Below are 24,367 nucleotides of genomic sequence, written 5' to 3' on the forward strand. Positions count from 1 at the left end.
CAGGCGGGGTGTTGTGACCGGCGCCGCGCCCGCGGCCGTCCTGCGCTAGCGCAGCGGCTTCCGCATCTGCGCCGACGTCACCTGGTACCCGAGGGCCGCGTACAGCTCCTGCGCTCCCGTGTTGTAGCCGAACACGTTCAGCCCGATGCTCGTCGCACCGCGTTCGGCAGCGGCGCGGTGCCCGAGCTCGAGCGCGCGACGGGCGTGCCCGCGACGCCGGTGCGCCTCGTCGATCTCGACGTCGAACACCCACCAGTCGGTGCTGCCCGTCGTGAACGGCCCGATCCAGAGCGACCCGACGACGGTGTCGTCCTGGTCGAGGACCTCCCACACCAGGTGGCCGTCAGCGGGGGAGCCGTCCGGGAACCAGCGGTCCCGCGACTGCTGCTCGTTCGCCTCGGCCTGCTCGCGGCTCTCGCCCGCCTGCATCCGCGACTCGACGTACTCGGCCATCGTGCGGTGGAGCCAGGCCGGGAGGCGCGTGGCCGGCATCGCGACGAGCCGCGTGTCGGTCATCGGTTGCCCTTGGAACCCCGGCTCGGCTTGCCGCGCATCTTGCCGCGTCCGGGCGTGGGCCCCTTGCCGGTGTTGGACTTCTTGCCGGCGCCGGACTTGCCGCTGCCGGGTGACTTCGCCTTGGCCTTGCCGCCGGAGCCGCCGGCGCCCTTGGACCCCGACGCACCCGACCCGCCGGACCCACCCGACGCGCCCTTGGCACCCGAGCCGGCCTTGGCGCCGCCACGAGCCGGACGCGAGTCGTCGTCGCCGTCGCGATCCGGGCCTCCTGGCTGGCGCGAGCTGTTGGCGGTCCGCCCGCGCACCACGCCGATGAACTCCTCGGTGGTCTCGGTGGCGTCCTCGTCCCGCCAGACCAGCGCGATGCGCGTGCCCTCGGCGTCCATGAGCGGACGACCGACCAGGTCCTTTCGGCTGGCGGCGCGGAACAGCGACTGGGGGAGCACCACGACGCCGACGTTCGCCTCGACCAGGTCGAGCGATCCGTCGATGTCGGCGGGCACCGGGCCCGCGTCGATCACGTGGACCTCGGCGTCGGCGAGGTCGACCTCGGCGAGTTCGGCGAGGGGGGAGTCCTTGGGCATCGCGACGACGGCCGTCTCGGTCCAGAGCGGGATGGCGTTGTGCCGCTCGGACACGGGCATGCGCGCGAAGACCATGTCAGCCTCGCCCGCCAGCGTGTCGTCGACGTCGTCGGCACCGATCGGCCGCAGCCGGAGCTCGATGGAGGGGAAGCGATCCCGCCAGACACGGGCCCACTTTGCGGGGGAGACCCCCGGCACGAAGGCGATGGTGAGAGCCGCGGTCATGCAGACGAGCATAGGGGCCGTACCCTTGTCCTCATGGCGCAGGAACAGACCATGAAGCCCGAGACGGCTGCGAAGAAGCTCGGCATCTTGCTGACGGCCGCTCCGGAGTCCTTCCAGAGCGCTCCCCTCACGCGGACCGCCTTCGACGAGCTCCGGACCGAACCCCCGACCTGGCTCGAGGACCTCCGACGCGACGGCCCGCACCCGCGACCCGTCGTGGCGCAGAAGCTCGGCATCTCGATCTCGGGTCTGAGCCGCGCCGGGATTGACGACGCGCTGACGACGGCGGACATCAAGACGCTGCTCGAGCAGAAGCCCGAGTGGCTCGTCCGCGAGCGTGCGACGCAGGCCGCCGTGCACGCCGAGAACGCCCGCGTGAAGCAGGAGCGCGCCGCCAAGGCCGCTGCCCGCGCCGAGGACTGACCCCACTCCGCCGCACCGAGGACGCCCCACGTGCACGAGACCGTCGCCGACGCCATGCTGGTCGTGCCGCAGTTCGCGTCCGTGTGCTGCATCGTCGGTGACCGCTACCGGCCGCGTCCGGGCGTGATCGTGCCGGCGGGCGTGATGCTCGTCGCGATGCTCATGCCCGTCGTCGACGCCGGCGCCGTGTGGACCCTGTTCGCCGCCACCCTGCTGCTGTTGCTCGCACCGCTGCCCGTCATGCGTCGACGCCGCGCCGACGGCCGCCGTGCGGAGCCGATGGACGTGCACCGCGCGCTCTCCGCCGTCGTGATGGCGGGGATGCTGCTGATGGGCCACGCCTCGGGCGTCGCCGGTGACCACGCCGGGCACGGCATCGCGCTGTCCGCGGTGCTCGGTGCCGGCGTGATCGGCTACTGCGCCTTCAGTGGCTGGCTGCTCCGGTACGAGTGGGGGCGCGAGGACCGGCGAGCCGTCCGCAGCGGCGAGGTCTTCGCGATGACCGTCGCCGTGGTCGGCATGACCCTGGCGATGTAGCCCAGCCCAGCCCGCGCTGGCAGCAGCGGCTGCGCCGGCAGCGACGGCGGGAGCGGGGCGTCAGTCGCGCGCGGCGCTGTCCGCCGGGGCGTCCGCCGCGTGCGTCACCCGCTGCTTGGCCGCCCGGATCGTGTCCTTCGGCACCGGCGGTACCCCGCGCCGGATCCCGCGCAGGCCGACGACGAACAGGATCGCGGTGACGATCGCGAACGCCGCGAACGTGATCCCGGTCGCCGCCCACAGCGGCAGGGCCAGGGCCAACAGCGCCACCGCGAAGCCCGCCAGTGCGACCAGGGTCGTCAGGGCGAACCCGACGGCCACCCCGGTGAGCACCAGCCCGGTCTTCGCACCGCTGGCGCGCTCGCCGATCTCCCGCCGCGCCGAGGCGACCTCCTCACGTACCGCGCGCAGCACCGGCTCGAGGGCCTTCTGCACGAGTCCGGCGGTCACGGTGTCGCGGAACGACGGCCGGCCGGGTGCGGTGGTGTCGTCGTGATCGGTGCTGCTCATGAGAGTCTCCTGTCCGGGCGCGGCGGTCCGCGTCCCCTGACAGGACGCGACCGACCCGATGATCGTCACGCCGCCGCGCGTGCGTGCGGTGCGTTCCCAGGTTGTGCAACGGACGCGGAGGCCCGCCCCGCGTCGACGACGCAGGACGGGCCTGGCGGGGTGGCCGGGTCCACCGCGCTACTCGGTGACCTCCTCGAGGTCGTCGATCCCGCGGGCGGCGGCCGCTGCGCGGCGGGCACGCATCGACGGGGCGACGAGTGCTGCGAGCACGGCCACGACCGCGACCCCGGTGCACGCCCAGAACCCGATCGTGAAGGCGTCGTCGGTCGGCAGACCCTGCGGCGTGCTGTGCGAGGTGATGAGCGCGGCGATGACGGCGGTGCCGACGCTCGAGCCGATGGTGCGGACGACCGTGTTGGCGCTGATGGCCTCGCCGGTCTGGTTCGCGGGGACGCTCTCGATGATCGCGTTCGAGCAGGCGGCCAGGGCCATGCCGATGCCGATGCCGGTCAGGACGCCGGAGGCCACCACCTGCCACAGCTCGGCGTGTGCGATGGCTGGCAGCACGAACGCGGCGACGATGGCGAACCCGCCGATGAGCATCGGTGGCTTCGGGCCGACCTTGCGCACCAGGACGCCGGCGATCGGCCCGGCGACCACCATCATCACGACGGTCGGCAGCAGGAAGAGCCCGGCCTGGGTGACGTCCTTGCCGAAGCCGTAGCCGAGCGCCGTCGGGAGCTGCAGGAGCGTCGGGACGAGGACGAAGGTGCCGAACATCGCGAACCCGAAGACCAGTGCGACGACGTGGGCCGTCCAGACGCCGCGGACGGCGAAGAGCCGCACGTCGATGAGCGGCTCGGCGACCCGCAGCTCGACGAGGACGAACACGACCAGTGCGACGGCGCCGAGGACCAGCAGGCCCATCGTCTTGGCGTCGCCCCAGCCCCAGGTCTCGCCCTCGCTGACGGCGAGCAGGATCGCGACGAGCGACACCGCCAGGACGAACGTGCCGGCCATGTCGAGGCGTCCGGGCTTCCGCACCGGGGACTCCGGCATGCCGAAGACCGCCCCGAGCAGCGCGATGACGACGAGCACGGCGGGGAGCCAGAACAGCCAGTGCCAGGACAGGTGCTCGACGATCGGTCCGGCCGCGACGATGCCGACACCGGCACCGATCCCGAAGATCGCCGACAGCAGACCGATCGTGACGCTGACCTTCTCCTTCGGCAGCTCGTCCCGCACGATGCCGATCGACAGCGGCATCACGGCACCGGCGGCGCCCTGCAGTGCCCGTCCGACGATCAGCACGCCGAGGTTCGGCGCGAGCGCGGCGAGCACGGCCCCGACGAGCAGGATCGACAGCACGACGATCAGGACCTTGCGCTTGCCGATCATGTCGCCGAGGCGACCGAGGATCGGCGTGAGCACCGAGGCGGAGAGCAGGTAGGCCGTGAGCACCCAGCTCGTCGCACTGGTGGAGGCGCCGAGGTCCTGTCCGATGGTCGACAGCGCCGGGGCGACCAGCGACTGCAGGACCGCGAAGGACAGGCCGCCGAGGGACAGGGAGACGATGATCGCCGTGCTGTTCGGCCGGCGCCCGTTCGTGGTGGGGTGCGAGCCGGTCCGTGGGCTCTGCATGGTGTCGGTCATCGTGCTCCGTGTCCTCGTGGTCGATGGCGATGTAAACAACTGCTGACATCACGAGCGTACGCCGGAACGACCGCATGTCAACGCTTGCTTACATCCCTGTGAGGACCGCTAGGCTGCGCACCATGAGCAAGGACGCCGCGGCCACCCGACTCCTGCTCGTGCAGGCCGCCCGCCGACGGTTCGCCTTCGACGGGTACCGCGCGACGACCGTGCGCGAGATCGCCGGGGACGCCGGGGTCAACGTCGCCCTGATCAACCGGTACTTCGGGTCGAAGGAAGGGCTGTTCCGCGCCTGCCTCGACCGCGTCGTCCGTGACCTGGGCGCCGAGGAGACGAGCGAACAGGGGCTCGAGCGGGCGCTCACGGGGATCATCACCCACATCGTGCGGACGCCCACCGACGACGACTCGCTGCAGCTGATGCTCCTGCTCCGGTCCTCCGGCGACGACGGTGCCGACGCCATCCGCCGCGAGACGCTGCGTCGCTACGCCGAACGGCTCGCGGGCACCGTCGGCGGTGCCGGGTCCGACGCGCTGCTCGTCCGGGCCGAGATCGCGCTCGCGGTGGTGCTCGGGATGTCGATGCTCCGGCAGTCCACCGCGGTGGAACCCCTGGCATCCGCCGCCGACGCCGTCGTGTCGGCGGCGCTCGAGGACGCCCTCCGCGCCCTGCTCGCGCCGCCGCGGTAGCGTCGAGGGGTGTCCGACCGACCCGCACGTCGCCCCGACCCCGCTCCGCGCCTGGACGAGGTCGACGAGCGCATCCTCTGGACCCTCGCCGCGGACGCCCGGATCCCGAACAACCGGCTCGCGGCCGCGGTCGGCATCGCGCCCTCGACGTGCCTCGCCCGGGTCCGTGCCCTCGAGGACGCCGGGGTGATCCGCGGCTACCGGGCCGAGGTGGACGTCGCGCGCCTGGGGTTCTCGATCGAGGCGATGGTGTCCGTCCGCGTGCACGCCGCCGCTCGCCACGAACTGCGGGACTTCGCGAAGCGCCTGCTGCGGGTGCCGGTCGTGCAGGACGTGTCGTTCCTGGCCGGGGACAAGGACTTCCTCGTGCACATCGCGTGCGAGTCGACGGAGCAGCTCCGGGACTTCGTCGCCGACGAGCTCAGCGGTGACCCCTCGGTGGCGACGACGCAGACGAACATCGTGTTCGAACGCCTCGTCGCCGACCGCGCCGCCCAGGGCCGCTCGTTCGACGAACTGCGGCGCTGGCGGGCCTGAGGCACGAACCCCGCGTCAGGGGCCCCGGGGCAGTAGCTCCGGGTCAGCGCTTCCGCGTCATCGGGATGTGCGGGATGCGGTCCTCGAGGTACTCGTCCCCGGAACGCACGAATCCGAAGCGGCCGTACCACTGCTCCAGGTGGGACTGGGCGCCGAGGGCGATGCTCGGCGAGCGCGACTCGGCGATCGCCGCCTCCATGAGCTGCCCGGCGAGTCCCTGCCCGCGGGCATGCTGCGCGGTGGCGACCCGGCCGATGCGCTCGGTGCCGTCGGGCTCGCGGAGCAGACGCAGGGTCGCGTCCACCGAGCCGTTGCCGGCCCAGAACTGCACCGTCCCCGGCTCGAGGTCGCGGCCGTCGATGTCGCCGTACGCGGCCTCCTGCTCGACGACGAAGACATCCTGCCGGAGCCGCAGGATCTCGTGCAGCGTGACGATGTCCAGGTTGCGGGTCGGAGCGTTGAAGATCGAGACCACGGACGGCCCTTCCTGAGTATTTCTTCCGAAACAGGGTGTGTTCCGGACCGGATCGGCGTACATTGCCGGTCAACCACTCTACGTGCGCAGCCGAGATCAGGAGGTGAGCGCATGGACAACCCGTTGCGCGCACCCTGGCGCGCCGCACTCCGCATCGTCCTGCTGGGCGTCGGGACCCTCGCTGCCCTCGTGCTGCTGTCCCTGCTGCTCGGCGCGCGCCCGGCATCCGCCGCCACGACCGCCCCGCCTGCTGCCGAGCAGCGCGGACTCGTCGGCAACGTGGTCGAGGGCGTCGGTGGCACCGTGCAGGGGGTGACCGGCGAGGTCGGCAAGGTCGTCGGCGGCGTGACGGACCCCGTCCGCAAGGCCGTCGTGCCGGCACCCGCGGCACCGGCACCGGCACCTGCTCCCGCAGCCCCGGCACCGGCACCGGCACCGGCAGCATCGGCGCCCGCTCCCGCAGCCCCGGTGCCTGCCGCGGTCCCCGCCGCCCCTGCTCCCGCCGCTCCCGCGCCTGCCGCCCCGGCCCCGTCGAGCCCCGCTCCGGCGCCTGCCGCCCCGGCTGCCCCGGCTGCCCAGCCGACCACGACCACGACCGCCCGCGCGGCCGACCCGGCCACGCGCCCGGTGCGACAGGTCGTCGACCACGTGAGCACCGCCTCCCGTCCGGTCACCGACGCCGTCGCGAACGTCCTGCGTCCCGTCACGGGCACCGTGGAACACGTCACCGGCGCACGCCCCGTGACCGCCGTCGTCGACACCGTCGACGACGTGGTCGGCAGCGTCCCGGTGGTCGGGACGGTCCTCGGCGACGACACCCTCGGCACCGTCACCGGTCCGGTCACGGGCCTGGTCGACGACACGCTCGGCTCGGTCGGCACGACCGTCGGCACCGTCCCTGCCGTGGTCGAGGGCGTTGTCCCGTCCGTCGGCGGCGCCCTGCCAGGAGGCACGGATCCCGTCGTCGACGTCCCCGCACTCCCGGTGGGCGGCGGCTCGAACCCGCCCGCCGGGCCCGTCCCGTCGGCGCCGGTCGCCGACGTCCCCGTCCGGCCCGGAACCGCGCCCGCGCAGGGCACCGCGGTGTCCACCGCTCCGGCCCGTGTCGGCACCGGCGACGACTCGGGTGCTCGCTCCGGCGTGTTCGGCTCGCCCGACCACGCCGTTGCGGCGACCCCGGCGGCGCCGGTCGGCCCGGTGCTCGCAGCCGTCGACGTGCAGGACGCGACCCTCGGCGGCCACGCGCTGCTCCTCCCCGCGGACGGCAAGGGCCACGGGGTCCCGTTCGACGGCACCGACGCCGGCGTGCTCGGTGGCAGCGCCTCCACGAACTCCGGCGGCGCAGCTGCCGTCGGCATCGTCGGTACGACCGACGACATCGTCTCCCTCGCCGCGGGGCCTCGCGGCACGCTCTCCGACGACGCGGTGCCCGCATCGGTCGTCGGCGAGCACGACGTCGCCCCTGACTGAGATCGGTGCGCCTGCCCGGCACGGCAGGCACGCACACATCCCGGCTGCGTCCGCGGTCGGTGACGATCTCGATCAGGGAGCACGACCATGAACAAGTACGTCTCCAGAGGGCTCTGGTTCGCCCTCTTCGTCGGCGGGCTCACGCTCGGCGGCACGGCTGCGGCGAACGCGGCCACGACATCCGGTGCCGACGGCACCGTCTCGGGCACCCAGGTGGCGCCCTCCGTGGACGCTCCGGTGTCCCTCGGCGGCAACGCGATCGGCGTGCTCGGTGACGCGGTGTCCACCGTGACCGGCTCGGCCGGGGCTGCCCCGGCCCCGGCGGCTGCTCCGGCGCCCGCCGCCGTGTCCCCGAGCACCTCGGGCGAGGACGGCACGCTCTCCGGCACGCAGGTGGTGCCGGACGTCGCAGCACCGGTGACGGTCGGCGGCAACGCCGTGGCCGTCGGCGGCGATGCGGTCTCGACGAGCGCACCCGCGGCTGCCCCCGCGGCTGCTCCGGCCCCGGCTCCGGCCCCGGTTCCTGCGGCTCCGGCCCCGGCTCCGGCGGCTCCCGCTCCGGCTCCGGCGGCTCCCGCTCCGAGCACCTCGGGGCAGGACGGCACCGCCTCCGGCACCCAGGTCGCCCCGACCGTGACGGCCCCGGTGACGGTGTCCGGCAACGGCATCGGCGTCCTGGGTGACGGCACGTCGACATCGACCGCCCCCGAGGCGACGGCACCGACGACCCCGACGGCCCCGGCCGCCGAGGCCCCGGCAGCGCCGACCACCTCGGGAACCGACGGACTGCTCTCCGGCACCCAGGTGACCGGTCTGGTCGACGTCCCGGTGACGATCGGTGGCAACGGCATCGGCGTCCTCGGTGACGGCAGCTCGACGAGCACGGCTCCGGCCGCAGGCACGAGCACGGGCACCGGGACCGCCGCGGCGGCCGGTGGCTCGACCTCGGGTTCGGACGGGACGGCCTCGGGCACGCAGGTGTCCCCGGTGGTCTCGATCCCGGTCACGGTGGCGGACAACGGCATCGGACTGCTCGGGACGGGTACCTCGGCGAGCACGGCTCCGGCCGCAGGCACGACCACGGGCACCGGGACCGCTCCGGCCGCCGGTGGTTCGACCTCGGGTTCGGACGGCACAGCGTCGGGCACGCAGGTCAGCCCGGTCGTCGCCGTCCCGGTCACCATCGGTGGCAACGGGATCGGCGTCCTCGGTGACGGCACGAGCACCGGCACGACGGCTCCGGCCACCGGTACCGGCTCCACGACACCGACGACCGGCGGCACGACCTCCGGTGACGACGGTCTGCTCTCCGGCACGCAGGTGACCCCCGTGATCAGCCTGCCGATCACCATCGGTGGCAACGGGATCGGCATCGTCGGTGACGGCACCAGCACCACCCCGGGCACCGGCACCGGCACGGACCCCGGCACCGACCCGGGTACTGACCCCGGGACCGACCCGGGCACGGACCCCGGAACCGACCCGGGCACGGACCCCGGAACCGACCCGGGCACGGACCCCGGCACCGACCCCGGGACCGACCCGGGAACCGTCCCCACCGGGACGGACCCCGGAACCGGCACCGAGCCCGGCACCGTGACCACCCCCGTGGGTGTGGTCGACGTCGTCGAGCCGACCCGGGCCTCCACAGCGGGCGTGGCGACCACCACGACCGCCGCCACCAGCGGGGTCCGGACCAGCGCCGGGACCGTCGCGGCGGCCGCCGCGGCCGGTGACGGCCAGCCGGAGCTCGCGTACACGGGAGCCGGCTCGCCGGTCCTGCCGGCAGGGTTCGCGCTCCTGCTGCTCCTCGCCGGAGTCGGCACGCTCGTGCTCCGTCGCCGGCACTGACCGCCGGGTGATCGAGGGGCGTCACACCGTGGCGCCCCTCGTCACCCTGCCCGGGGAGACCTCCGGTCACGTCGGCGCATCGGATGCGTGTGCATGTTCCGACGGACCGCTCGTCGATCGACTCGTGGATCGTCGCGGTCTGGACGACGGACACCGCGGACGCCGGACCCGTCCGGGGGAGACGCCCGGTTACGACGGCGCTCACGAGCAGGGCGCGGCCGTCAGCGGCCTGGGGTATCGTTCCGACTACGCAAGCGCTCCGGGGTCGGTGGAAATCCGAGCCGGTGGTGACAGTCCACGAACTGACGACGGGTGCGAACCCGCCAGATGTTGACCCGGTGGAAATCCGGGACCGACGGTGAAAGTCCGGATGGGAGGCGCGCTGGGCGGACAGGACGACCCCACGACCCGTGGGGTGCGACCCGTTCGTCGATGCCGACGATCGTCGAACGCCCCCGGAGTCCCGTTGAGAGGACACCAGTGTTCACCGGCATCATCGAGGAACTCGGCACCGTCACCGCCGTCGAGCAGCAGGGCGACTCCGTCGCGCTCACCGTGCACGGCCCCGTCGTCGTGCAGGACGCCCGGCACGGCGACTCGATCGCCACGAGCGGTGTCTGCCTGACCGTCGTCGAACAGACCCCCGAGACCTTCACCGCCTTCGTCATGAAGCAGACCCTCGACATGAGCGCCCACGGCACACTCCGGGTGGGGGACCGCCTGAACCTCGAGCGCGCTGCGTCGGTCGGCGACCGCCTGGGCGGACACATCGTGCAGGGCCACATCGACGGCACCGCCGCGGTGCTCGAGACCTCCGACGGCGACGGCTGGCGGCGTGTGCGGTTCTCGCTCGCGCCGGCGCTCAGCCCGCTCGTGGTCGACAAGGGCTCCGTCGCGCTCGACGGCGTCTCGCTCACGGTCAGCGCCGTCTCCCCGGAGGACACCCACCCCGACGCCGCCTGGTTCGAGGTGAGCCTGATCCCCGAGACGCTCGAGGCCACGACGCTCGGGCTCCGTGTGCCGGGTGACCGGGTGAACGTGGAGACCGACGTGCTGGCCCGGCACGTCCGTCGCATGCTGCGGCTCGACGCCGCGGCGCAGTCCCTCGAGACCGCCGCGCAGCCGCTCGAGACCGCCGGATCGGAGGCCCGGTGATGGTCGCCGAGGCCGGCACCGTCCCGCAGGCGCTCGGCTCGTCGAGCATCGAGACCGCGATCGCGTCGATCGCGGCAGGCCGCCCCGTCATCGTCGTCGACGACGAGGACCGTGAGAACGAGGGCGACGTCATCCTGTCCGCCGAGCTCGCGTCGCCGGAGTGGATCGCCTGGACCGTCGCGCACTCGTCCGGGTTCATCTGCGCGCCGGTCAGCACCGAGATCGCCGATGCGCTCGACCTGCCGCCGATGGTGGCGCACAACGAGGACGTCCGCGGTACGGCCTACACGGTCACCGTCGACGCGGCCGTCGGTGTGACCACGGGCATCAGCGCCCACGACCGCGCCCGCACCCTGCGGGTCCTCGCCGACCCGGACTCGGTGCGCGACGACCTGCACCGACCCGGCCACGTGGTGCCCCTGCGCGCCCGACCGGGTGGGGTCCGCGAGCGCGCCGGGCACACCGAAGCAGCGATCGAGCTCGTCACCGCGGCCGGACTCCGTCCCGCTGCGGCGATCTGCGAGATCGTCGACGAGGACGGCAGCATGATGCGACTGCCGGCGCTCGTCGCACTCGGGGCGCGCGAAGGCGTGCCCGTCATCACCATCGCTGCGCTCGCCGAGTGGCTGGACGCGGCAGACCGGGCGGCGGCAGCGACTGCCGCGCCCACGGAAGGAACGACACGATGAGCGGAGCAGGCGCGGCGGACCGCGACCAGGTCGACGGCACCGGGATCCGGGTGGCCATCATCGCCGGACAGTGGCACGACACGATCGCTGCGGGACTGCTGGCCGGGGCGCAGCGCGAGGTCGAGCGGCTCGGGGCGACGGCCGACGTCATCCCCGTCCCCGGCAGCTTCGAGCTGCCCGTGGTCGCGAAGACCGCGCTCGGCGCCGGTTTCGACGCCGCGGTCGCGCTCGGCGTCATCATCCGCGGTGGCACCCCGCACTTCGAGTACGTCTCGGGCGCCGCGACGACCGGGCTGACGCAGGTCGCGATCGACACCGGCAAGCCCGTCGGGTTCGGTGTGCTCACCCTGGACGACGAGCAGCAGGGCCTCGACCGTGCGGGGCTGCCCGGCTCCAAGGAGGACAAGGGCGCCGAGGCCGCACACGCCGCGATCAGCACCGCGGTGACGTTGCGGTCGCTGCGCGTCCTGGCCTGAGCCGCTCTCGGCCTGACGCTCCACGCAGAACGGCCCCGCACCGGTGAGGTGCGGGGCCGTTCTGTCTGCGCTCGTCGAGCGGCTGCGCCCGCTAGCGCTTGCCGAACACGTGGATCGGCAGGAAGAAGGAGAGGCTCATCAGGAGCACACCCGCCATGAAGACGAAGGCCTGGCCCGACTCGACCTGGAAGGCGAACCCGAACAGGTACATCGACACCAGCAGCAGCAGGATCGAGAAAACAGCGGCGATGACGCGGCCCACGGGATACCTCCGGGTGTCGACGAGTGGATCGTTCCCCAGTCTATCCCCAGCAGGGGGTGTGCCGGTTCACGCGCCGGGTCGGGTCGCGATCAGACGGTCGACGACGGCGAGCAGGGTCTCCATGTCGACGCTGCCGCGCTTCGGTCGGACCTCGCTCGCGGCCCCGAGTGAGGCCTGGTGGTACAGCCCGTCGCCGAGGAGCTTGACGGCCTGCGCGGTCGGCTCGTCACCCAGGGCGTCGACGAGTGTCGTGAGCCAGGCGTTCTCGGTGTCGTCGAGGGTGCGACCCGCCTCTTCGTAGCCGGCCTGCTGCAGGCGGCTCGCGGCGAGCAGGGCGAGGTCGAGCTCGCTGCCGACGAACAGGCAGTTGCGGACGAAGTAGCGCGCGGCGCCGTCCTCGGCGTCCTGCATGCGCTCGACGTCGATCGCGGACAGGTCCGACAGCCGTTCGCAGAGCCCCTCGACCAGGGCGGCCTTCGAGCCGAAGTGGTAGAGCAGCCCACCCTTCGAGACACCGGCGCGCGCGGCGACGGCGTCGAGGGTGGCGGGGCGCTCGCCCTCTTCGCACACGATGGCGACGAAGCTGTCGAGGACACGGTCGCGGGCACTGGCCATGCCGAGAGTCTAGGAGCAGTTCCCGGGGGCGCGGACGCCAGCACGGCCGCAGTCGCCGTGAACGCTCACGAAGTGCCGCGTGCCCGTTGCCGATCGCGCCCGCAGGGGCTACGGTCGGAGCGACCGTGAAGGTTCACGAGACGACAAGGATCCGCATGTCAGCGCAGACGGCGAACACCGCCACCACCCCGACCCCGACCACCACGGACCGCCCCGGGTGGGCCGTCCTCGGCCCCGGCGGCATCGCCCGACGCTTCCTCTCGCAGCTGCCCGCCAGCGGGGGCGTCCTGGTGGCGGCCGGTAGTTCCTCGAGCGAACGCGCACAGGTCTTCGCCGACGAGGCTGCCGGGTACGGGTTCGCCGACGTGACCGCCGGCACCTACGACGAGGTCCTCGCCGACCCGCGCGTCGACGCCGTCTACGTGTCGACCGTGCACACCGGGCACGCCCGGCTCGTGCTCGCCGCACTCCAGGCCGGCAAGGCCGTGCTGTGCGAGAAGCCCCTCGCCGTGAACCACGGCACCGCGATGGCGCTGACCGATGCCGCTCGCCAGGCCGGCCTGCCGCTCGTCGAGGCGTTCATGTACCGCTTCCACCCGCAGACCGCGGCGCTGGTCGACCTGGTCCGCGACGGCGTGATCGGCGACGTGACCCACATCGACGCCTCGTTCGCGTTCCGGACGGGGGAGCGCACGGGGCGGCTGTTCGACGTCGACACCGCCGGCGGCGGGATCCTCGACGTTGGCGGCTACCCGGTGACGATGGCCGCGGCGATCGTGCAGGCCGCCACCGGGGTCGCGGTCGCCGAGCCCGTGGACCTCACCGCCACCGGCACGCTCGGACCGACCGGCGTCGACGAGTGGACGGTGGCGCAGCTCACCTACAAGGGTGGGATCACGGCGGCGGTCCGCACCGGCGTCTCCGTGCAGGACGACAACGCGGTGTCGGTGTACGGCACGCGCGGCCGCATCGTCCTCACCGACCCCTGGACGCTCGGCGACGACCCCACGATCGAGATCCGCACGGTCGACGAACCCCCTCGTTCGCTGTCCTTCGCGGGGGAGCACCCCTACGCCCGAGAGGCCGACGCCACCACCGACGCCCTGCGTGCCGGTGCGGTCGAGGCAGCGCAGATGACCATCGACGAGACCCTCGCCACCGCGCGCACGCTCGACCGGTGGCGCGCGGCGATCGGCCTGCGCTACCCGTTCGAGGCCGAGTCCGCCGACATCCCGACGGTGTCCGGCCGACCGCTCGCAGTGCAGGACGGCAACCCGATGCGGTACGGCGAGGTGCCGGGTGTCGGCAAGCGGATGTCCCGCCTGGTGATGGGTGTCGACAACCAGCCCGACCTGGCCCACGCCAGCGCGATCTTCGACCTGTTCGTCGAGCAGGGCGGCAACGTCTTCGACACCGGGTACATCTACGGCGGCGGGGTGCTCGAGGGGCGGCTCGGCAAGTGGATCCAGAACCGGGGGATCCGCGAGGACGTGGTCGTCATCACGAAGGGGGCCCACACCCCGCACTGCGACCCGGAGTCGATCACCCGGCAGCTGCTCGAGAGCCTGGACCGACAGGGCACCGACTACGCGGACATCTACATGATGCACCGGGACAACCCGGACATCCCGGTGGGGGAGTTCGTCGACGTGCTCGACGAGCACCGTCGTGCCGGCCGCATCCGCGTCTACGGCGGCTCGAACTGGACCCCCGCGCGCTTCGACGAGGCGAACGCCTACGCCCGGGCCAACGGGAAGCACGGGTTCGAGGTCCTGAGCAACCACTTCGGCCTCGCCGAGGCGTACGACGTGCCGTGGGACGGCTGCGAGCACGCGACCGACGCCGCGTCGAAGGCCTGGCTCGAGGAGCGCCAGGTCCCGCTGCTGCCGTGGTCGTCGCAGGCCCGCGGCTTCTTCACCGGCCGCGCGACGCCCGAGGACACCAGTGACGCCGAGCTCGTCCGCTGCTACTACTCGGACGACAACTTCGAGCGGCTCCGGCGTGCACGCGAACTCGGGGAGCAGTTCGGCGTCCCGGCGACGGCGATCGCCCTGGCGTACGTGCTCCACCAGCCGTTCCCGACGTTCCCGCTCTTCGGACCCCGTACGATCGCGGAGGCCCGGTCGTCCATGACCGGCCTCTCCGTCGACCTCACCCCGGAACAGGTGGCATGGCTGGACCTCCGCGCCTGACCCCGGGCGGCCGCGCGACGATCATCGACGTCGCCGCGGCCGCCGGGGTGTCCCGGCAGACCGTCACCCGCGCGATGAACGGCATGTCCGGCATCAGCGCGGCGACCAAGGACCGCGTGCTCCAGGCCGCGGCGGCGCTCGACTACCGGCCGTCGCGGTTCGGCCGCGGGCTCGTCACCGGCGGCGACCACCAGCTCGGACTCGTCGTCAACGACCTGCGGAACCCCTACGCCCCCGCGCTCGCGTCGGCGGTGCTCGGCCTGGCCGCCGCTCGCGGGTGGAACGTCATGCTCGCGGACGTCGGGCTCGCGAGCGACTCGGACCGGATGGTGGAGTCCCTCGGCGCGCAGACCGACGTCGTGATCGGCTACCTCGGGTCCCGGGCGCCGGAGTGGATCGAACGGCTCGGCTCGGTCCCCGTCGTCGAGCTCGACCCCTCGGGCCCGGTGACCCGCGCCGCGGTCCGGATCGACCCGACCGCCGCGATCGAGGACCTCGCCGACCACCTCGTCGACACCGGGGTGAAGCACCCCGTCGTGCTCGACGCCGCCGCCGACGGTGTGCCGAGCCAGCGGGGGGAGCGCATGGTCGCGGCGCTGCGGCACCGCGGGTACCTGCCCGACCTCGTCATCGCGTCCGTGCCCACCGCCGAGGCCGGTGCCGAGCAGACCGAGCGGATCCTCGCCGAGCACCGCCGTGTGGACGCGGTCCTGGCGTTCAACGACGTGCTGGCCCTCGGCGTGCTGTCGGCGTGCCGTCGTGCCGGCGTCGACGTCCCCGGTGACGTCCGCGTGGTCGGTGTCGACGGCCTGCCGCTCGGGACGCTCGTCGCGCCGACACTCACCACGCTGGCCGTCGACCTGGACGAGGTCGCCGGCCAGGCCCTCGACCTCGCGCTCGGCATGCTCGCGGGCGAGCTGCCGCGCTCCGGCGCAGCCGTGGAGCGCACGGTGCGACACCGGTTGCTGCTCCGCGAATCGGCGTAGGTCCGAGAACGCGACCAGAGGACGGCCCGACGGCAGACGGCACGACCGCCACGGGCCTCCCGGCCGTCGTCAGTTGCACTTGCAACCAAAACCGTCCGGACGGTACACTAACGGAGTCCTGACGGGGCGCGTGTCCATCCCGCGTCCCGTCTCGTCTGCCCCACGTACCACCCGCCGTCGACCTGGTCCGGCTCGAAGTCCCAGGAGTCCGCCGTGTCCGCACTGCTCACCAGCCCCGTCGCCACCCGCGTCACCGGGAGCCGCGCCCGACGGTTCCTGGCGCTCGCCGTGCTCATGCTGCCGGTGCTGCTCATCTCGGTGGACAACACCATCCTGAGCTTCGCGCTGCCGTCGATCAGCCGCGCGCTGAACCCGGACGCCACCACGCAGCTCTGGATCGTGGACGCGTACCCGCTCGTGCTCGCCGGACTGCTCGTCGTCATGGGCAGCATCGGCGACCGGATCGGCCGCAGGCGGATCCTGGTGATCGGCGCGACCGGCTTCGCCCTGTTCTCTGTGGCCGCGGCCTTCGCGACCGACGCCTGGATGCTCGTCGCGGCACGGATCGCGATGGGGGTCTTCGGCGCGATGCTCATGCCCGCCACGCTGTCGATCATCCGCAACGTGTTCGTCGACGCGGGGGAGCGGCGGATGGCGCTCGCCGTCTGGTCGACGATGTTCGCCGCCGGCAACGCGCTCGGCCCGCTCGTCGGTGGCGCCCTGCTCGCGCACTTCCACTGGGGCAGCGTGTTCCTGGTCGCGGTGCCGATCCTCGTGCTCATGCTCGTCGGTGTGCCGTTCTGCGTGCCGGAGTCCCGCGACCCGCTGCCCGGGCCGGTCGACCTGCCGAGCATGTTCCTGTCCCTCGGAGCCCTCGCACCGATCGCCTGGGCCATCAAGTCCGTCGTGCACCCCGAGGAGCGGGGGCTCGCGATCGCCATGCTCGCCGTCGGTGTCGTCTGCGGGATCGCGTTCGTCCGCCGGCAGCTGCGGTCCCGCACGCCGATGCTCGACCTGCGGCTGTTCCGCAGCACGGCCTTCACCGGCAGTGTGCTGATGAACCTGGCGGCGATGTTCTCGCTCACCGGGTTCCTGTTCTTCATCGCCCAGCACCTGCAGCTCGTGGCCGGGCTCGACCCGTTCGCGTCCGGCGTCGTGCTCATCCCGGGGTCGGTGCTGACCATCGTCGCCGGGCTCGCGGTCGTGCCGGTCGTCGCCCGGGTCGCACCGCGGTGGGTCGTGTCGGTGGCGCTGCTGTTCTCGGCGGCGGCGTACGCCCTCGTCGCAGTCCTCGGACACCACGCGTCCATCGCGGCCCTGGCGTTCGCGTTCGTGCTGCTCGGCATCGGCATCGGGGCGTCCGAGACGGTGACGAACGACCTCATCATCTCGACGGCACCGGCGGACAAGGCCGGTGCGGCATCGGCGATGTCCGAGACGGCGTACGAGATCGGTGCCGTGCTCGGCACCGCGGTCCTCGGCACGATCCTGGCGACGACCTACCGGGCGCACGTCGTGGTGCCCGACGGGTTGTCCTCGTCGGCGCACGTCGCGGCACAGGAGACCCTCGGTGGCGCGGTCGCCGCGGCCGGGCAGCTCGGTGGTGGCGCCGGGCAGGCACTGCTCGAGTCGGCACGGGCGGCGTTCGACTCCGGCGTGACGATCACCGCGGGCGTCGCGGCGGTGCTCATGGTCGTGGCGGCAGCGGGTGCGCTCGTCATGCTCAAGCGCCGCTGAGCGGGCGCGGAGTCGTCGCCACGGCGCGCCCGGCCGTCCCCGAACCTGTGAATCGTTGACCTCAACCAGGGTTCAGGTCATACGTTGGGTGACAGCCGCCGAGTGACGGCAGCCCCTCCCGAAGGAACGACCACGATCACCATGCCCGACGAAGCACCGGCCACCATCGCCGACGCGTACAAGTCCGCGTTCCGCGGGCACCCTGCCGGCGTCGCCGTCATCACGGCCGAAGGCCCGGACGGACCGACCGGCCTCACCGCCTCGAGCGTCGCGAGCGTCGCCGTCGACCCACCCGTCCTCGTCTTCTCGCTCTCCACCAACTCCGGCTCGGCCGGGGTCGTGCTCGGTGCGCCGATCTTCGTCGTGCACCTGGTCGACTCCCTCGGGGTCGCACTGGCCAAGCGCTTCGCCTCGACGGGCAGCCCGGCGGCCGACGACCCGATCTGGGGCACCCTGCCGTCCGGCGACCGCTACCTGCCGAGTGCGGCGAGTGCCCTCCGCTGCCGACCGCTGTCGACGACCCCGATCGGCAGCTCGACCGTCGTCGTCGCCGAGGTGCTCGACATCGCCGTCGGCGCCGACCGTGGCGAGCCGCTGGTCTACCACAACCGGGAATTCCACTCCCTCACCGATCGTTCCCGGCTCTCGTGAGCCGCGGAGCCGCGTCCACAACCCACTGATCGAAAGGACCTCACATGGCTGAGTACACCCTGCCGGAACTGCCGTACGACTACGCCGCGCTCGAGCCGCACATCAGCGGCAAGATCATGCAGCTGCACCACGACAAGCACCACCAGGCCTACGTCACCGGTGCCAACACCGCGCTGCAGCAGCTCGGTGAGGCCCGTGAGTCGGGCAACTTCGGTGCGATCAACAAGCTCGAGAAGGACCTCGCGTTCCACCTCGGTGGTCACGTGAACCACTCGATCTTCTGGACCAACCTCGGTCCGGACACGAAGGTCCCCGAGGGCGAGCTCGCCGCGGCGATCGACGAGTTCTTCGGTTCGTTCGAGCAGTTCCAGGCGCAGTTCGCCGCCGTCGCGAACGGCATCCAGGGCTCCGGCTGGTCCGTGCTGGCCTGGGACACCGTGGGCCAGAAGCTCACCACGTTCCAGCTCTTCGACCAGCAGGGCAACATCCCGTTCGGTCTCGTCCCGATCTTCATGCTCGACATGTGGGAGCACGCCTTTTACCTCGACTACCTCAACGTCAAGGCGGACTACGTCAAGGCCGTCTGGAACATCGTCGACTGGGAGAACGTCGCCGCTCGTTTCGAGAACGCGAAGTCGCAGCGGTTCGTCACGCTCTGATCCGCGTCGGCGGGTCACCACGGTGACCACCTGACGAACGGGAGGCACGGTGCCAGCTGGCAGCGTGCCTCCCGTTCGTGGTCAGGGGGAGGACCGGGCGCAGCCGTCGCGGATGCGACCGATTGGTCGTCGGGGGCACCGCCGCGTGCGCTCAGCGCACGGCGTCGCGGCCGGGCGCACCGGCGGCGAGGTCGTGGGCGATGCGACGCAGCGCGGCGTCGACGTCGGTCTGGGCACGGTCGACCAGCGCGCTCCACTGGGCCCCGCGTGCGGCCATCACCGTGCGTTGGGCAGCTCGTTCGGCGAGGACGGGGTCGGCACCGTGTTCGCGGCACCACGCCCGGATGGCCGCGACGTGGCAGCGGTGCGCACGGCGCTGTCGGTCGCGCCCGTCGAGGGACTCGACCGATCCGAGTTCGAAGGTGAGTCGTGCGGCCAACGCGCGGTGCGGGTCGTCGAGTCCGCCGAAGGTCGCGACCAGGTGATCGGCGAGGGCATCCACATCGGATGCCGGATCGAGCGCCGTCGCCGGGCGGTTGGCCGCGAGGTGCTCGACGACGGAGTCGATCAGGGCGTCCCGCGAGCCGAAGTGGTACACGACGGGGTAGGCGCTCGTCCCGAGCACACGGCCGAGGCCCCGGACCGTGACGTCCTCGATCTTGGTCTCGACGAAGTGGTCGACCACCTTCTCGAGGATCGCGGGTTTGCGGGTCGGGTCGGGCTTCCTGGGCATGGCATCTCCGTCGTCGTGGCGGTGGTCGCGCGACCGTTCACATACTAGCATCGGTATATCAGTTTCGGGAGCGGACCTGAAGGAGGCATATCCTTGGTGCACCCTCCGTTTCCACCGATAGAAACGGAGCAATACTCGTTTTCAAGTACACTGTTGCGGATGTCCATGCCGTTCGAGCGCGCTCTGCCGCCGTCACGGCCCGAGGGGACCCCCGCTGGACGGGTGGTCGCGGGCCGACGCCGTGGCGCCGGAAAACGCTTCCTGGTCGTCGGCGACGTCCTGGACGGCGTCCTCGTGCACACCACCGCGCACCGGATCGGGGTGCACGACCCGGCAGCGCAGATCCGCCACCGTCCGACCGGAGCCGGCGGCAACACGGCCACCTGGCTCGGCTGGCTCGGGGCCGAGGTCGACGTCGTCGCCCGGGTCGGGGTCGACGACGTCTACCGGCACGAGCGTGCGCTCGAGGACGCCGGGGTCCGAGCCCACCTGCGCTACGACGCGATGACGTCCACCGGCGTCGTCGTCTCCGTCCGCAACGACCACGGCCGCACCGCGATGTCCGATCCGGCGGCGAGCGGGAAGATCAGCGCGGCCGACGTCCCGCCCTCGTTGGTCGCACGTGCTGACATCGTGCACCTGACGGGTGCCGCCATGCTCGGCGGCGGGGTCGACCGGCTCGCCGCACTCGTCGCGTGTGCCCGGACAGGGCCGGCGCGCGTCGCGGTGGACCCCTCGTCGGTCGCGGTGATCGAGACCGTCGGCGCGGACCGGTTCCTCCAGGCGCTGCGGGGCGTCGACGTGCTCTTCCCCGACCAGCAGGAGGCGCTCGCCCTCGGCGGAGGGGACGACCTCGACGCCGCGGTGCGCCGGCTGACCGAGCACGTCCCGCTGGTCGTCGTCACGGCGGGGGCGGACGGCGCACTGATCGGGCGCCGGGGGCGGAGCGTCCAACGGGTCCCTGCGACGCCCGCGACCGTCGTCGACACCATCGGCGCCGGGGACGCCTTCGTCGCCGGGTTCGTCCGCGCCTGGGCGACCGACCCGGTGCGGGTCGGTGCGGCGGCACGCGAGGGCACCCGGGTCGCCGCTCGGGCACTCGGTTTCGTGGGCGGTCGGCCGCCGGTCTGAGCGACCTGAGCGACCTGGGTGATCTGCGTGATCTGCGTGATCTGCGCGATCTGACCGGCGGTGCTGCCTGCGGGTCAGCGCTCCGACGGCTCGGCGACCACGTTCAGGGTCTGGACGAGTCCGGCACCCACGGGTGCGAGCCGGATCTCGACGCGCAGCCGCCCGCACGCGCCGGGCATCCACCAGCGCAGGTGCGACGGTGCGGAAGAGGACTCGGCCACCGGTGTCGCAGCGAGGTCGGCGTCGACCTCGGACACGGCCTGGGCGACCGCGCGCCGTCGACGGTCGTAGGGCACGTCCATCGCCACGTTGGGCGTGCAGATCGCGTCCGCCAGGTCGTCGCGCCAGTCGGCCAGGAGGCGCATCACCGCGGCCTGCGCGGCTCGCGTCGCGCGGCTGGTCACCGCCGCCCCGGTGCTCGGTCCGGTCGCCGCGGGTGCGTCCGTCGTCAGCGCCGCCCCGAGCACGAGGTCGTGCGCCTGCTGCGCGGCAGCGGAGACCTTGGCCTGGGTGGCGTTCTCGAACGCGACGACCCCGAGGCCGTCGCGCACGGACCACCGCATGTGGGCGGAGAAGCCCGGGTAGCCGCCGGAGTGGGACACGAGTTCGCCGAAGCGGTCGTCCTGCTCGACGAACAGCCCGAAGCCGTACGCGGTTGCGCGGGGCGAACCCGGGACGACCGACGGGGGGACGACCCGCATCGCCTGCTGCATGAGCCGGCGGTCGGCGGGGGAGACCGGACCGGGTTCGGGCGCGCCGGAGAAGCCAGAGCCGAGGTGGGTCGCCCAGCGAGCCAGGTCGCGCACGGTCGAGAACAGTCCACCGATCGACGAGAACGCGCCGGGCCCGGTCATCGGCAGGGGTTCCCAGTCGCCCTCGTGCCCGCGGACACCGGTGACCACGAACCCGCTGGACTCGTCGGCGCGGAACACCGTGTCGGCCAGTCCGAGGGGACGCAACACGATCTCGCTGGCGGCCTGGGTGAAGGGCTGCCCCGTCACGACGGAGACGACCCGGCCGAGCAGTGCGTACCCCAGGTTCGAGTACGCGAAGCGGGTGCCGGGCAGGGAGTCGAACAGCAGGCCAGCACGCAGGACCTGGTCGAGCTCGGCGTCCGAGATGGACTCCTGGCGGTCGGCCCAGGGATCGTCGGTGGGGAACCCGGCCGACATCGTCAGCAGCATCCGCACCGTGGGGACGGGGAAGTCCGGGGTCGGCAGGGCGACGGCGTCGAAGGCCGGCACGAAGTCGGTGATCGGGGCGTCGAGGTCGAGCAAGCCCCGGGCGACGAGCGTCAGCAGGGTCGCGGCCGTGACGCTCTTGGTGCACGAGGCGATGCGGTACACGGTGTCCGCGTCCGGCCGCTGACCGTCACCGCGGTCGCCGTGCCCGCCGGAGGCGACGAGCCCGGAACGGTCGAACACGCCCCACACACTGCTCGGCGCGATGCCCTGTTCGACACGAGCGCGGAACAGCTCGTCGACCTGGTCGACGACCGCAGCCACCGCGGGGTGCGCATCGTTCGCGAGCGGCGCATCCTTCACGAGCGGCGCATCCGCTCGTAGGCGTCCAACGCCCGCTGGCGTGACGCCTTCAGGTCGACCATCGGCTCGGGGCGCAGCTCGTCGGCGGGAACCCAGCGGTGGACGTACTCGCGGTGCGGGTCGAACCGCTCGAGCTGCCGATCGGGGTTGAAGACACGGAAGTACGGTGCGGCGTCGAAGCCGGAACCCGCGACCCACTGCCAGTTCGCCGCGTTGTTCGCGGGGTCGGCGTCGACCAGCGTGTCCCAGAACCACTGCTCCCCGACGCGCCAGTCGACGAGCAGGTTCTTCACCAGGAAGCTCCCGGCGGCCAGCCGCACCCGGTTGTGCATCGCACCGCTGTGCCAGAGCTCGCGCATGCCGGCGTCGACCAGGTCGAAGCCGGTCAGGCCCTGTCGCCAGCGCTCGAGCTCGGCTTCCTCGGGGTCACGCCAGGGGAACGCGTCGAAGTTCCGACGGACGTTGACGGTGGCGATGTCGTCGCAGTGGAAGTACTCGTTCCAGTTGAACTCACGCCATGCCAGCTGCCGGAGGAACGCCGAGGCGTTCTGGCGCTGCGCGGGCTCGAGCCGCTCGTGCAGGCGGTGCCACACCTGGTACGGGCTGATCTCGCCCCACCGCAGGAACGGGGAGAGGCTGCTCGTGGCCTCCATCGCGGGCTCGTCCCGCTGGTCGTAGTCCTCGAGCGCGTGCTCGACGAAGTGCTCGAGCTGCTGCCGGGCGCCGTGCTCGCCCGGGGTCCAGGCGTCGCGGAGCCCACCGGCCCAGTCGGGCTCCGTCGGCAGCAGCGCCCAGTCGGACAGTGCGTCACCGGTGACGTCGGCCGCAGCGGGCAGGTCGTCCGGGTCCGGCAGGGGGTGCCGTGGCTCGGGCAGTGCCTGGACGGCGTTCCAGAACGGCGTGAACACCTTGTACGGCTCGCCCTGGCCGGTGAGCACCGTCCACGGTTCCCAGAGCAGGTTCGCGGCGAAGCTGTGCGCCTCGATGCCGCGATCGTGCAGTGCGGCCTTGATCCCGGCGTCGATGTCGCGCTCGACGGCGCCGTACCGACGGTTCCAGTACACGGCGTCCGCGCCCGTCTCGGCGACGAGCTGGTCGATGGTCTGCGCCGCGGCACCGCGTCGCAGGACCAGCCGGGAACCCCGCTCGCGCAGGTCGGCGTCGAGCGCGGTCAGGGAGTGGTGCAGCCACCAGCGGCTCGCCGCACCGATCGGACGGAGTCCGGGGGACTGCTCGTCGAGGACGACCACCACGGTGACGTCGCCGCCGTGGTCGATCGCCGCACGGAGCGCCGGGTTGTCGGACAGCCGCAGGTCGTCACGGAGCCAGACGATCGCGCCGGTCACACCGTCGCCGAATCCAGCGTGGTGACCGCTCGTGGCGTCGACCGCCGGCCCGGTGCCGTGCCGACTGCCAGCCGGAGCTTGGTGCAGAGTTCGGTGAGGGTGCGGAGCTCGGGGTCGGACAGGCCGGCGCCCACCTGCTGGGCGATGCTCGCCGCGTGCTGCACGGCGACCTGCCGGTAGACGTCGAAGCCGTGCGGGGTCAGCGCCACGATCACGCCGCGGGCATCGGTGGGGTCCGGCTGCTTCTCGACGATGCCGCGGGCGAGCAGTCGGTCGACCAGACGGCTGACGCTCGGCTGGGTGAGCAGCAGGTGCCCGGTGAGGTCGCGCATCCGGCAGCGTCGACCGGGCTGGGTCGACAGGTTGAAGCACACGTCGTACTCGTTGAACGAGATCTCGTCGCCGGGGAAGTCCGCGTTGAGACTCCGCATCACGGCGACCTGGGCGCGGAACAGCGCTTCCCAGGCGGCCACGGCGGTCGCCTTCTCACTGCGGCGTGTCTCGCTCACGTTCGCGTTCCCTCCGGTCGTCGGACTGACCACACTACCGACGGGCTCCGACAGGAGCCGGGCGACATGCACGAGGGCCGGCCACCTGTCGGCGACCGGCCCTCTCCCTAGCACCAAGAGTTTCCTGCAATCACATTCCGCAGGCGGTGCCACAGCAAACACCGTCTGCACCACCGACTGTATAACGAAGCGGTAACGGGGCGCCAGCCTCT

The 24,367-nt window shown here is 72.5% G+C and carries 25 protein-coding genes, 1 pseudogene and 1 riboswitch; of the genes and pseudogenes, 15 read left to right on the forward strand and 11 right to left on the reverse strand.

Annotated features, from left to right (window positions below):
- Positions 1 to 45: 45 nt before the first annotated feature.
- Entirely contained in the window at positions 46 to 516 is a 471-nt protein-coding gene (locus tag QRN30_RS10030) for a GNAT family N-acetyltransferase (RefSeq protein ID WP_017888547.1), read from the reverse strand.
- Entirely contained in the window at positions 513 to 1,325 is an 813-nt protein-coding gene (locus tag QRN30_RS10035) for a LysR family transcriptional regulator substrate-binding protein (RefSeq protein ID WP_159556791.1), read from the reverse strand. Before QRN30_RS10035 ends, QRN30_RS10030 begins: the two co-directional genes overlap by 4 nt.
- Positions 1,326 to 1,358: 33 nt before the next feature.
- On the opposite strand from QRN30_RS10035, the gene QRN30_RS10040 reads away from it, so the two are divergent.
- Positions 1,359 to 1,748, forward strand: a complete 390-nt coding sequence (locus tag QRN30_RS10040) for a DUF5997 family protein (RefSeq protein ID WP_017888549.1) — start codon at positions 1,359 to 1,361, stop codon at positions 1,746 to 1,748.
- A 30-nt stretch (positions 1,749 to 1,778) separates the two neighbouring features.
- The gene (locus QRN30_RS10045; RefSeq protein ID WP_017888550.1) at positions 1,779 to 2,285 is read left to right on the forward strand and encodes a hypothetical protein; all 507 of its coding nucleotides are present in this window, start codon (positions 1,779 to 1,781) and stop codon (positions 2,283 to 2,285) included.
- 60 nt (positions 2,286 to 2,345) lie between these two features.
- Here the strand turns inward: QRN30_RS10045 and QRN30_RS10050 are convergent, their stop codons facing one another.
- On the reverse strand, positions 2,346 to 2,795 hold the full coding sequence (locus QRN30_RS10050; RefSeq protein WP_194589791.1) for a phage holin family protein: 450 nt from the start codon (positions 2,793 to 2,795) through the stop codon (positions 2,346 to 2,348).
- Positions 2,796 to 2,972: 177 nt separating this feature from the next.
- Positions 2,973 to 4,448, reverse strand: coding sequence for an MFS transporter (locus tag QRN30_RS10055; protein ID WP_284761038.1), 1,476 nt, complete (start codon positions 4,446 to 4,448; stop codon positions 2,973 to 2,975).
- Positions 4,449 to 4,570: 122 nt separating this feature from the next.
- Here QRN30_RS10055 and QRN30_RS10060 point away from each other — a divergent pair, with 122 nt between their 5' ends.
- The gene (locus tag QRN30_RS10060; RefSeq protein ID WP_042538093.1) at positions 4,571 to 5,137 is read left to right on the forward strand and encodes a TetR/AcrR family transcriptional regulator; all 567 of its coding nucleotides are present in this window, start codon (positions 4,571 to 4,573) and stop codon (positions 5,135 to 5,137) included.
- A 9-nt stretch (positions 5,138 to 5,146) separates the two neighbouring features.
- Positions 5,147 to 5,674: an Lrp/AsnC family transcriptional regulator gene (locus QRN30_RS10065; RefSeq protein WP_017888554.1), complete on the forward strand. Its 528-nt coding sequence runs from the start codon at positions 5,147 to 5,149 to the stop codon at positions 5,672 to 5,674.
- Positions 5,675 to 5,717: 43 nt separating this feature from the next.
- On the opposite strand, the gene QRN30_RS10070 is transcribed toward QRN30_RS10065, so the two are convergent.
- On the reverse strand, positions 5,718 to 6,149 hold the full coding sequence (locus tag QRN30_RS10070; RefSeq protein WP_017888555.1) for a GNAT family N-acetyltransferase: 432 nt from the start codon (positions 6,147 to 6,149) through the stop codon (positions 5,718 to 5,720).
- Positions 6,150 to 6,260: 111 nt separating this feature from the next.
- On the opposite strand from QRN30_RS10070, the gene QRN30_RS10075 reads away from it, so the two are divergent.
- The 5 genes and pseudogenes from QRN30_RS10075 to ribH all read left to right on the forward strand — a co-directional run bounded on the left by QRN30_RS10075 (position 6,261) and on the right by ribH (position 11,790).
- Entirely contained in the window at positions 6,261 to 7,619 is a 1,359-nt protein-coding gene (locus QRN30_RS10075) for a hypothetical protein (RefSeq protein ID WP_284761040.1), read from the forward strand.
- Positions 7,620 to 7,706: 87 nt separating this feature from the next.
- A complete protein-coding gene (locus QRN30_RS10080; protein ID WP_284761042.1) occupies positions 7,707 to 9,470 on the forward strand; it encodes an LAVTG motif-containing sortase-dependent surface protein in 1,764 nt (587 codons plus the stop codon).
- Positions 9,471 to 9,721: 251 nt separating this feature from the next.
- Positions 9,722 to 9,856, forward strand: a riboswitch (FMN riboswitch).
- 94 nt (positions 9,857 to 9,950) lie between these two features.
- On the forward strand, positions 9,951 to 10,625 hold the full coding sequence (locus tag QRN30_RS10085; protein WP_056070606.1) for a riboflavin synthase: 675 nt from the start codon (positions 9,951 to 9,953) through the stop codon (positions 10,623 to 10,625).
- Positions 10,625 to 11,287: pseudogene (gene ribB / locus QRN30_RS10090) on the forward strand (3,4-dihydroxy-2-butanone-4-phosphate synthase); the annotation flags it as partial. The gene QRN30_RS10085 and the pseudogene ribB, both read left to right, overlap by 1 nt.
- A gap of 23 nt (positions 11,288 to 11,310) precedes the next feature.
- On the forward strand, positions 11,311 to 11,790 hold the full coding sequence (ribH, locus tag QRN30_RS10095; RefSeq protein ID WP_017888558.1) for a 6,7-dimethyl-8-ribityllumazine synthase: 480 nt from the start codon (positions 11,311 to 11,313) through the stop codon (positions 11,788 to 11,790).
- Between the two features lie 91 nt (positions 11,791 to 11,881).
- On the opposite strand, the gene QRN30_RS10100 is transcribed toward ribH, so the two are convergent.
- Positions 11,882 to 12,052, reverse strand: a complete 171-nt coding sequence (locus tag QRN30_RS10100) for a hypothetical protein (RefSeq protein WP_017888559.1) — start codon at positions 12,050 to 12,052, stop codon at positions 11,882 to 11,884.
- 66 nt (positions 12,053 to 12,118) lie between these two features.
- On the reverse strand, positions 12,119 to 12,667 hold the full coding sequence (locus tag QRN30_RS10105; RefSeq protein WP_017888560.1) for a TetR/AcrR family transcriptional regulator: 549 nt from the start codon (positions 12,665 to 12,667) through the stop codon (positions 12,119 to 12,121).
- Positions 12,668 to 12,822: 155 nt separating this feature from the next.
- Here QRN30_RS10105 and QRN30_RS10110 point away from each other — a divergent pair, with 155 nt between their 5' ends.
- The 5 genes from QRN30_RS10110 to QRN30_RS10130 all read left to right on the forward strand — a co-directional run bounded on the left by QRN30_RS10110 (position 12,823) and on the right by QRN30_RS10130 (position 18,892).
- Positions 12,823 to 14,859 (forward strand): aldo/keto reductase, encoded by a 2,037-nt coding sequence (locus QRN30_RS10110; RefSeq protein WP_259575929.1) that lies wholly within the window; start codon positions 12,823 to 12,825, stop codon positions 14,857 to 14,859.
- On the forward strand, positions 14,838 to 15,845 hold the full coding sequence (locus QRN30_RS10115; RefSeq protein ID WP_042538087.1) for a LacI family DNA-binding transcriptional regulator: 1,008 nt from the start codon (positions 14,838 to 14,840) through the stop codon (positions 15,843 to 15,845). The genes QRN30_RS10110 and QRN30_RS10115 overlap by 22 nt, the downstream gene beginning before the upstream one ends.
- Before the next feature lie 213 nt (positions 15,846 to 16,058).
- On the forward strand, positions 16,059 to 17,582 hold the full coding sequence (locus QRN30_RS10120) for an MFS transporter (RefSeq protein ID WP_017888563.1): 1,524 nt from the start codon (positions 16,059 to 16,061) through the stop codon (positions 17,580 to 17,582).
- 141 nt (positions 17,583 to 17,723) lie between these two features.
- Complete coding sequence (locus QRN30_RS10125; protein ID WP_284761043.1) at positions 17,724 to 18,233, forward strand: flavin reductase family protein; 510 nt, start codon at positions 17,724 to 17,726, stop codon at positions 18,231 to 18,233.
- A 44-nt stretch (positions 18,234 to 18,277) separates the two neighbouring features.
- A complete protein-coding gene (locus tag QRN30_RS10130) occupies positions 18,278 to 18,892 on the forward strand; it encodes a superoxide dismutase (protein WP_017888565.1) in 615 nt (204 codons plus the stop codon).
- Positions 18,893 to 19,043: 151 nt separating this feature from the next.
- Here the strand turns inward: QRN30_RS10130 and QRN30_RS10135 are convergent, their stop codons facing one another.
- Positions 19,044 to 19,625 (reverse strand): TetR/AcrR family transcriptional regulator, encoded by a 582-nt coding sequence (locus QRN30_RS10135; RefSeq protein ID WP_017888566.1) that lies wholly within the window; start codon positions 19,623 to 19,625, stop codon positions 19,044 to 19,046.
- Positions 19,626 to 19,784: 159 nt separating this feature from the next.
- Between QRN30_RS10135 and QRN30_RS10140 the strand changes: the two genes are divergently transcribed.
- Complete coding sequence (locus tag QRN30_RS10140) at positions 19,785 to 20,756, forward strand: carbohydrate kinase family protein (RefSeq protein ID WP_159556777.1); 972 nt, start codon at positions 19,785 to 19,787, stop codon at positions 20,754 to 20,756.
- A 74-nt stretch (positions 20,757 to 20,830) separates the two neighbouring features.
- On the opposite strand, the gene QRN30_RS10145 is transcribed toward QRN30_RS10140, so the two are convergent.
- From QRN30_RS10145 to QRN30_RS10155, 3 genes are read right to left on the reverse strand one after another with little or no spacing between them, the layout of a single operon-like run.
- Complete coding sequence (locus QRN30_RS10145) at positions 20,831 to 22,300, reverse strand: serine hydrolase domain-containing protein (protein WP_284761044.1); 1,470 nt, start codon at positions 22,298 to 22,300, stop codon at positions 20,831 to 20,833.
- Complete coding sequence (locus tag QRN30_RS10150) at positions 22,297 to 23,646, reverse strand: cryptochrome/photolyase family protein (RefSeq protein ID WP_214532926.1); 1,350 nt, start codon at positions 23,644 to 23,646, stop codon at positions 22,297 to 22,299. Before QRN30_RS10150 ends, QRN30_RS10145 begins: the two co-directional genes overlap by 4 nt.
- A complete protein-coding gene (locus tag QRN30_RS10155; RefSeq protein WP_235045702.1) occupies positions 23,643 to 24,155 on the reverse strand; it encodes a MarR family winged helix-turn-helix transcriptional regulator in 513 nt (170 codons plus the stop codon). The genes QRN30_RS10150 and QRN30_RS10155 overlap by 4 nt, the downstream gene beginning before the upstream one ends.
- Positions 24,156 to 24,367: the final 212 nt, after the last annotated feature.

The sequence above is a fragment of the Curtobacterium sp. MEB011 genome (genome assembly GCF_030209655.1).
Taxonomy (GTDB): domain Bacteria; phylum Actinomycetota; class Actinomycetes; order Actinomycetales; family Microbacteriaceae; genus Curtobacterium; species Curtobacterium poinsettiae.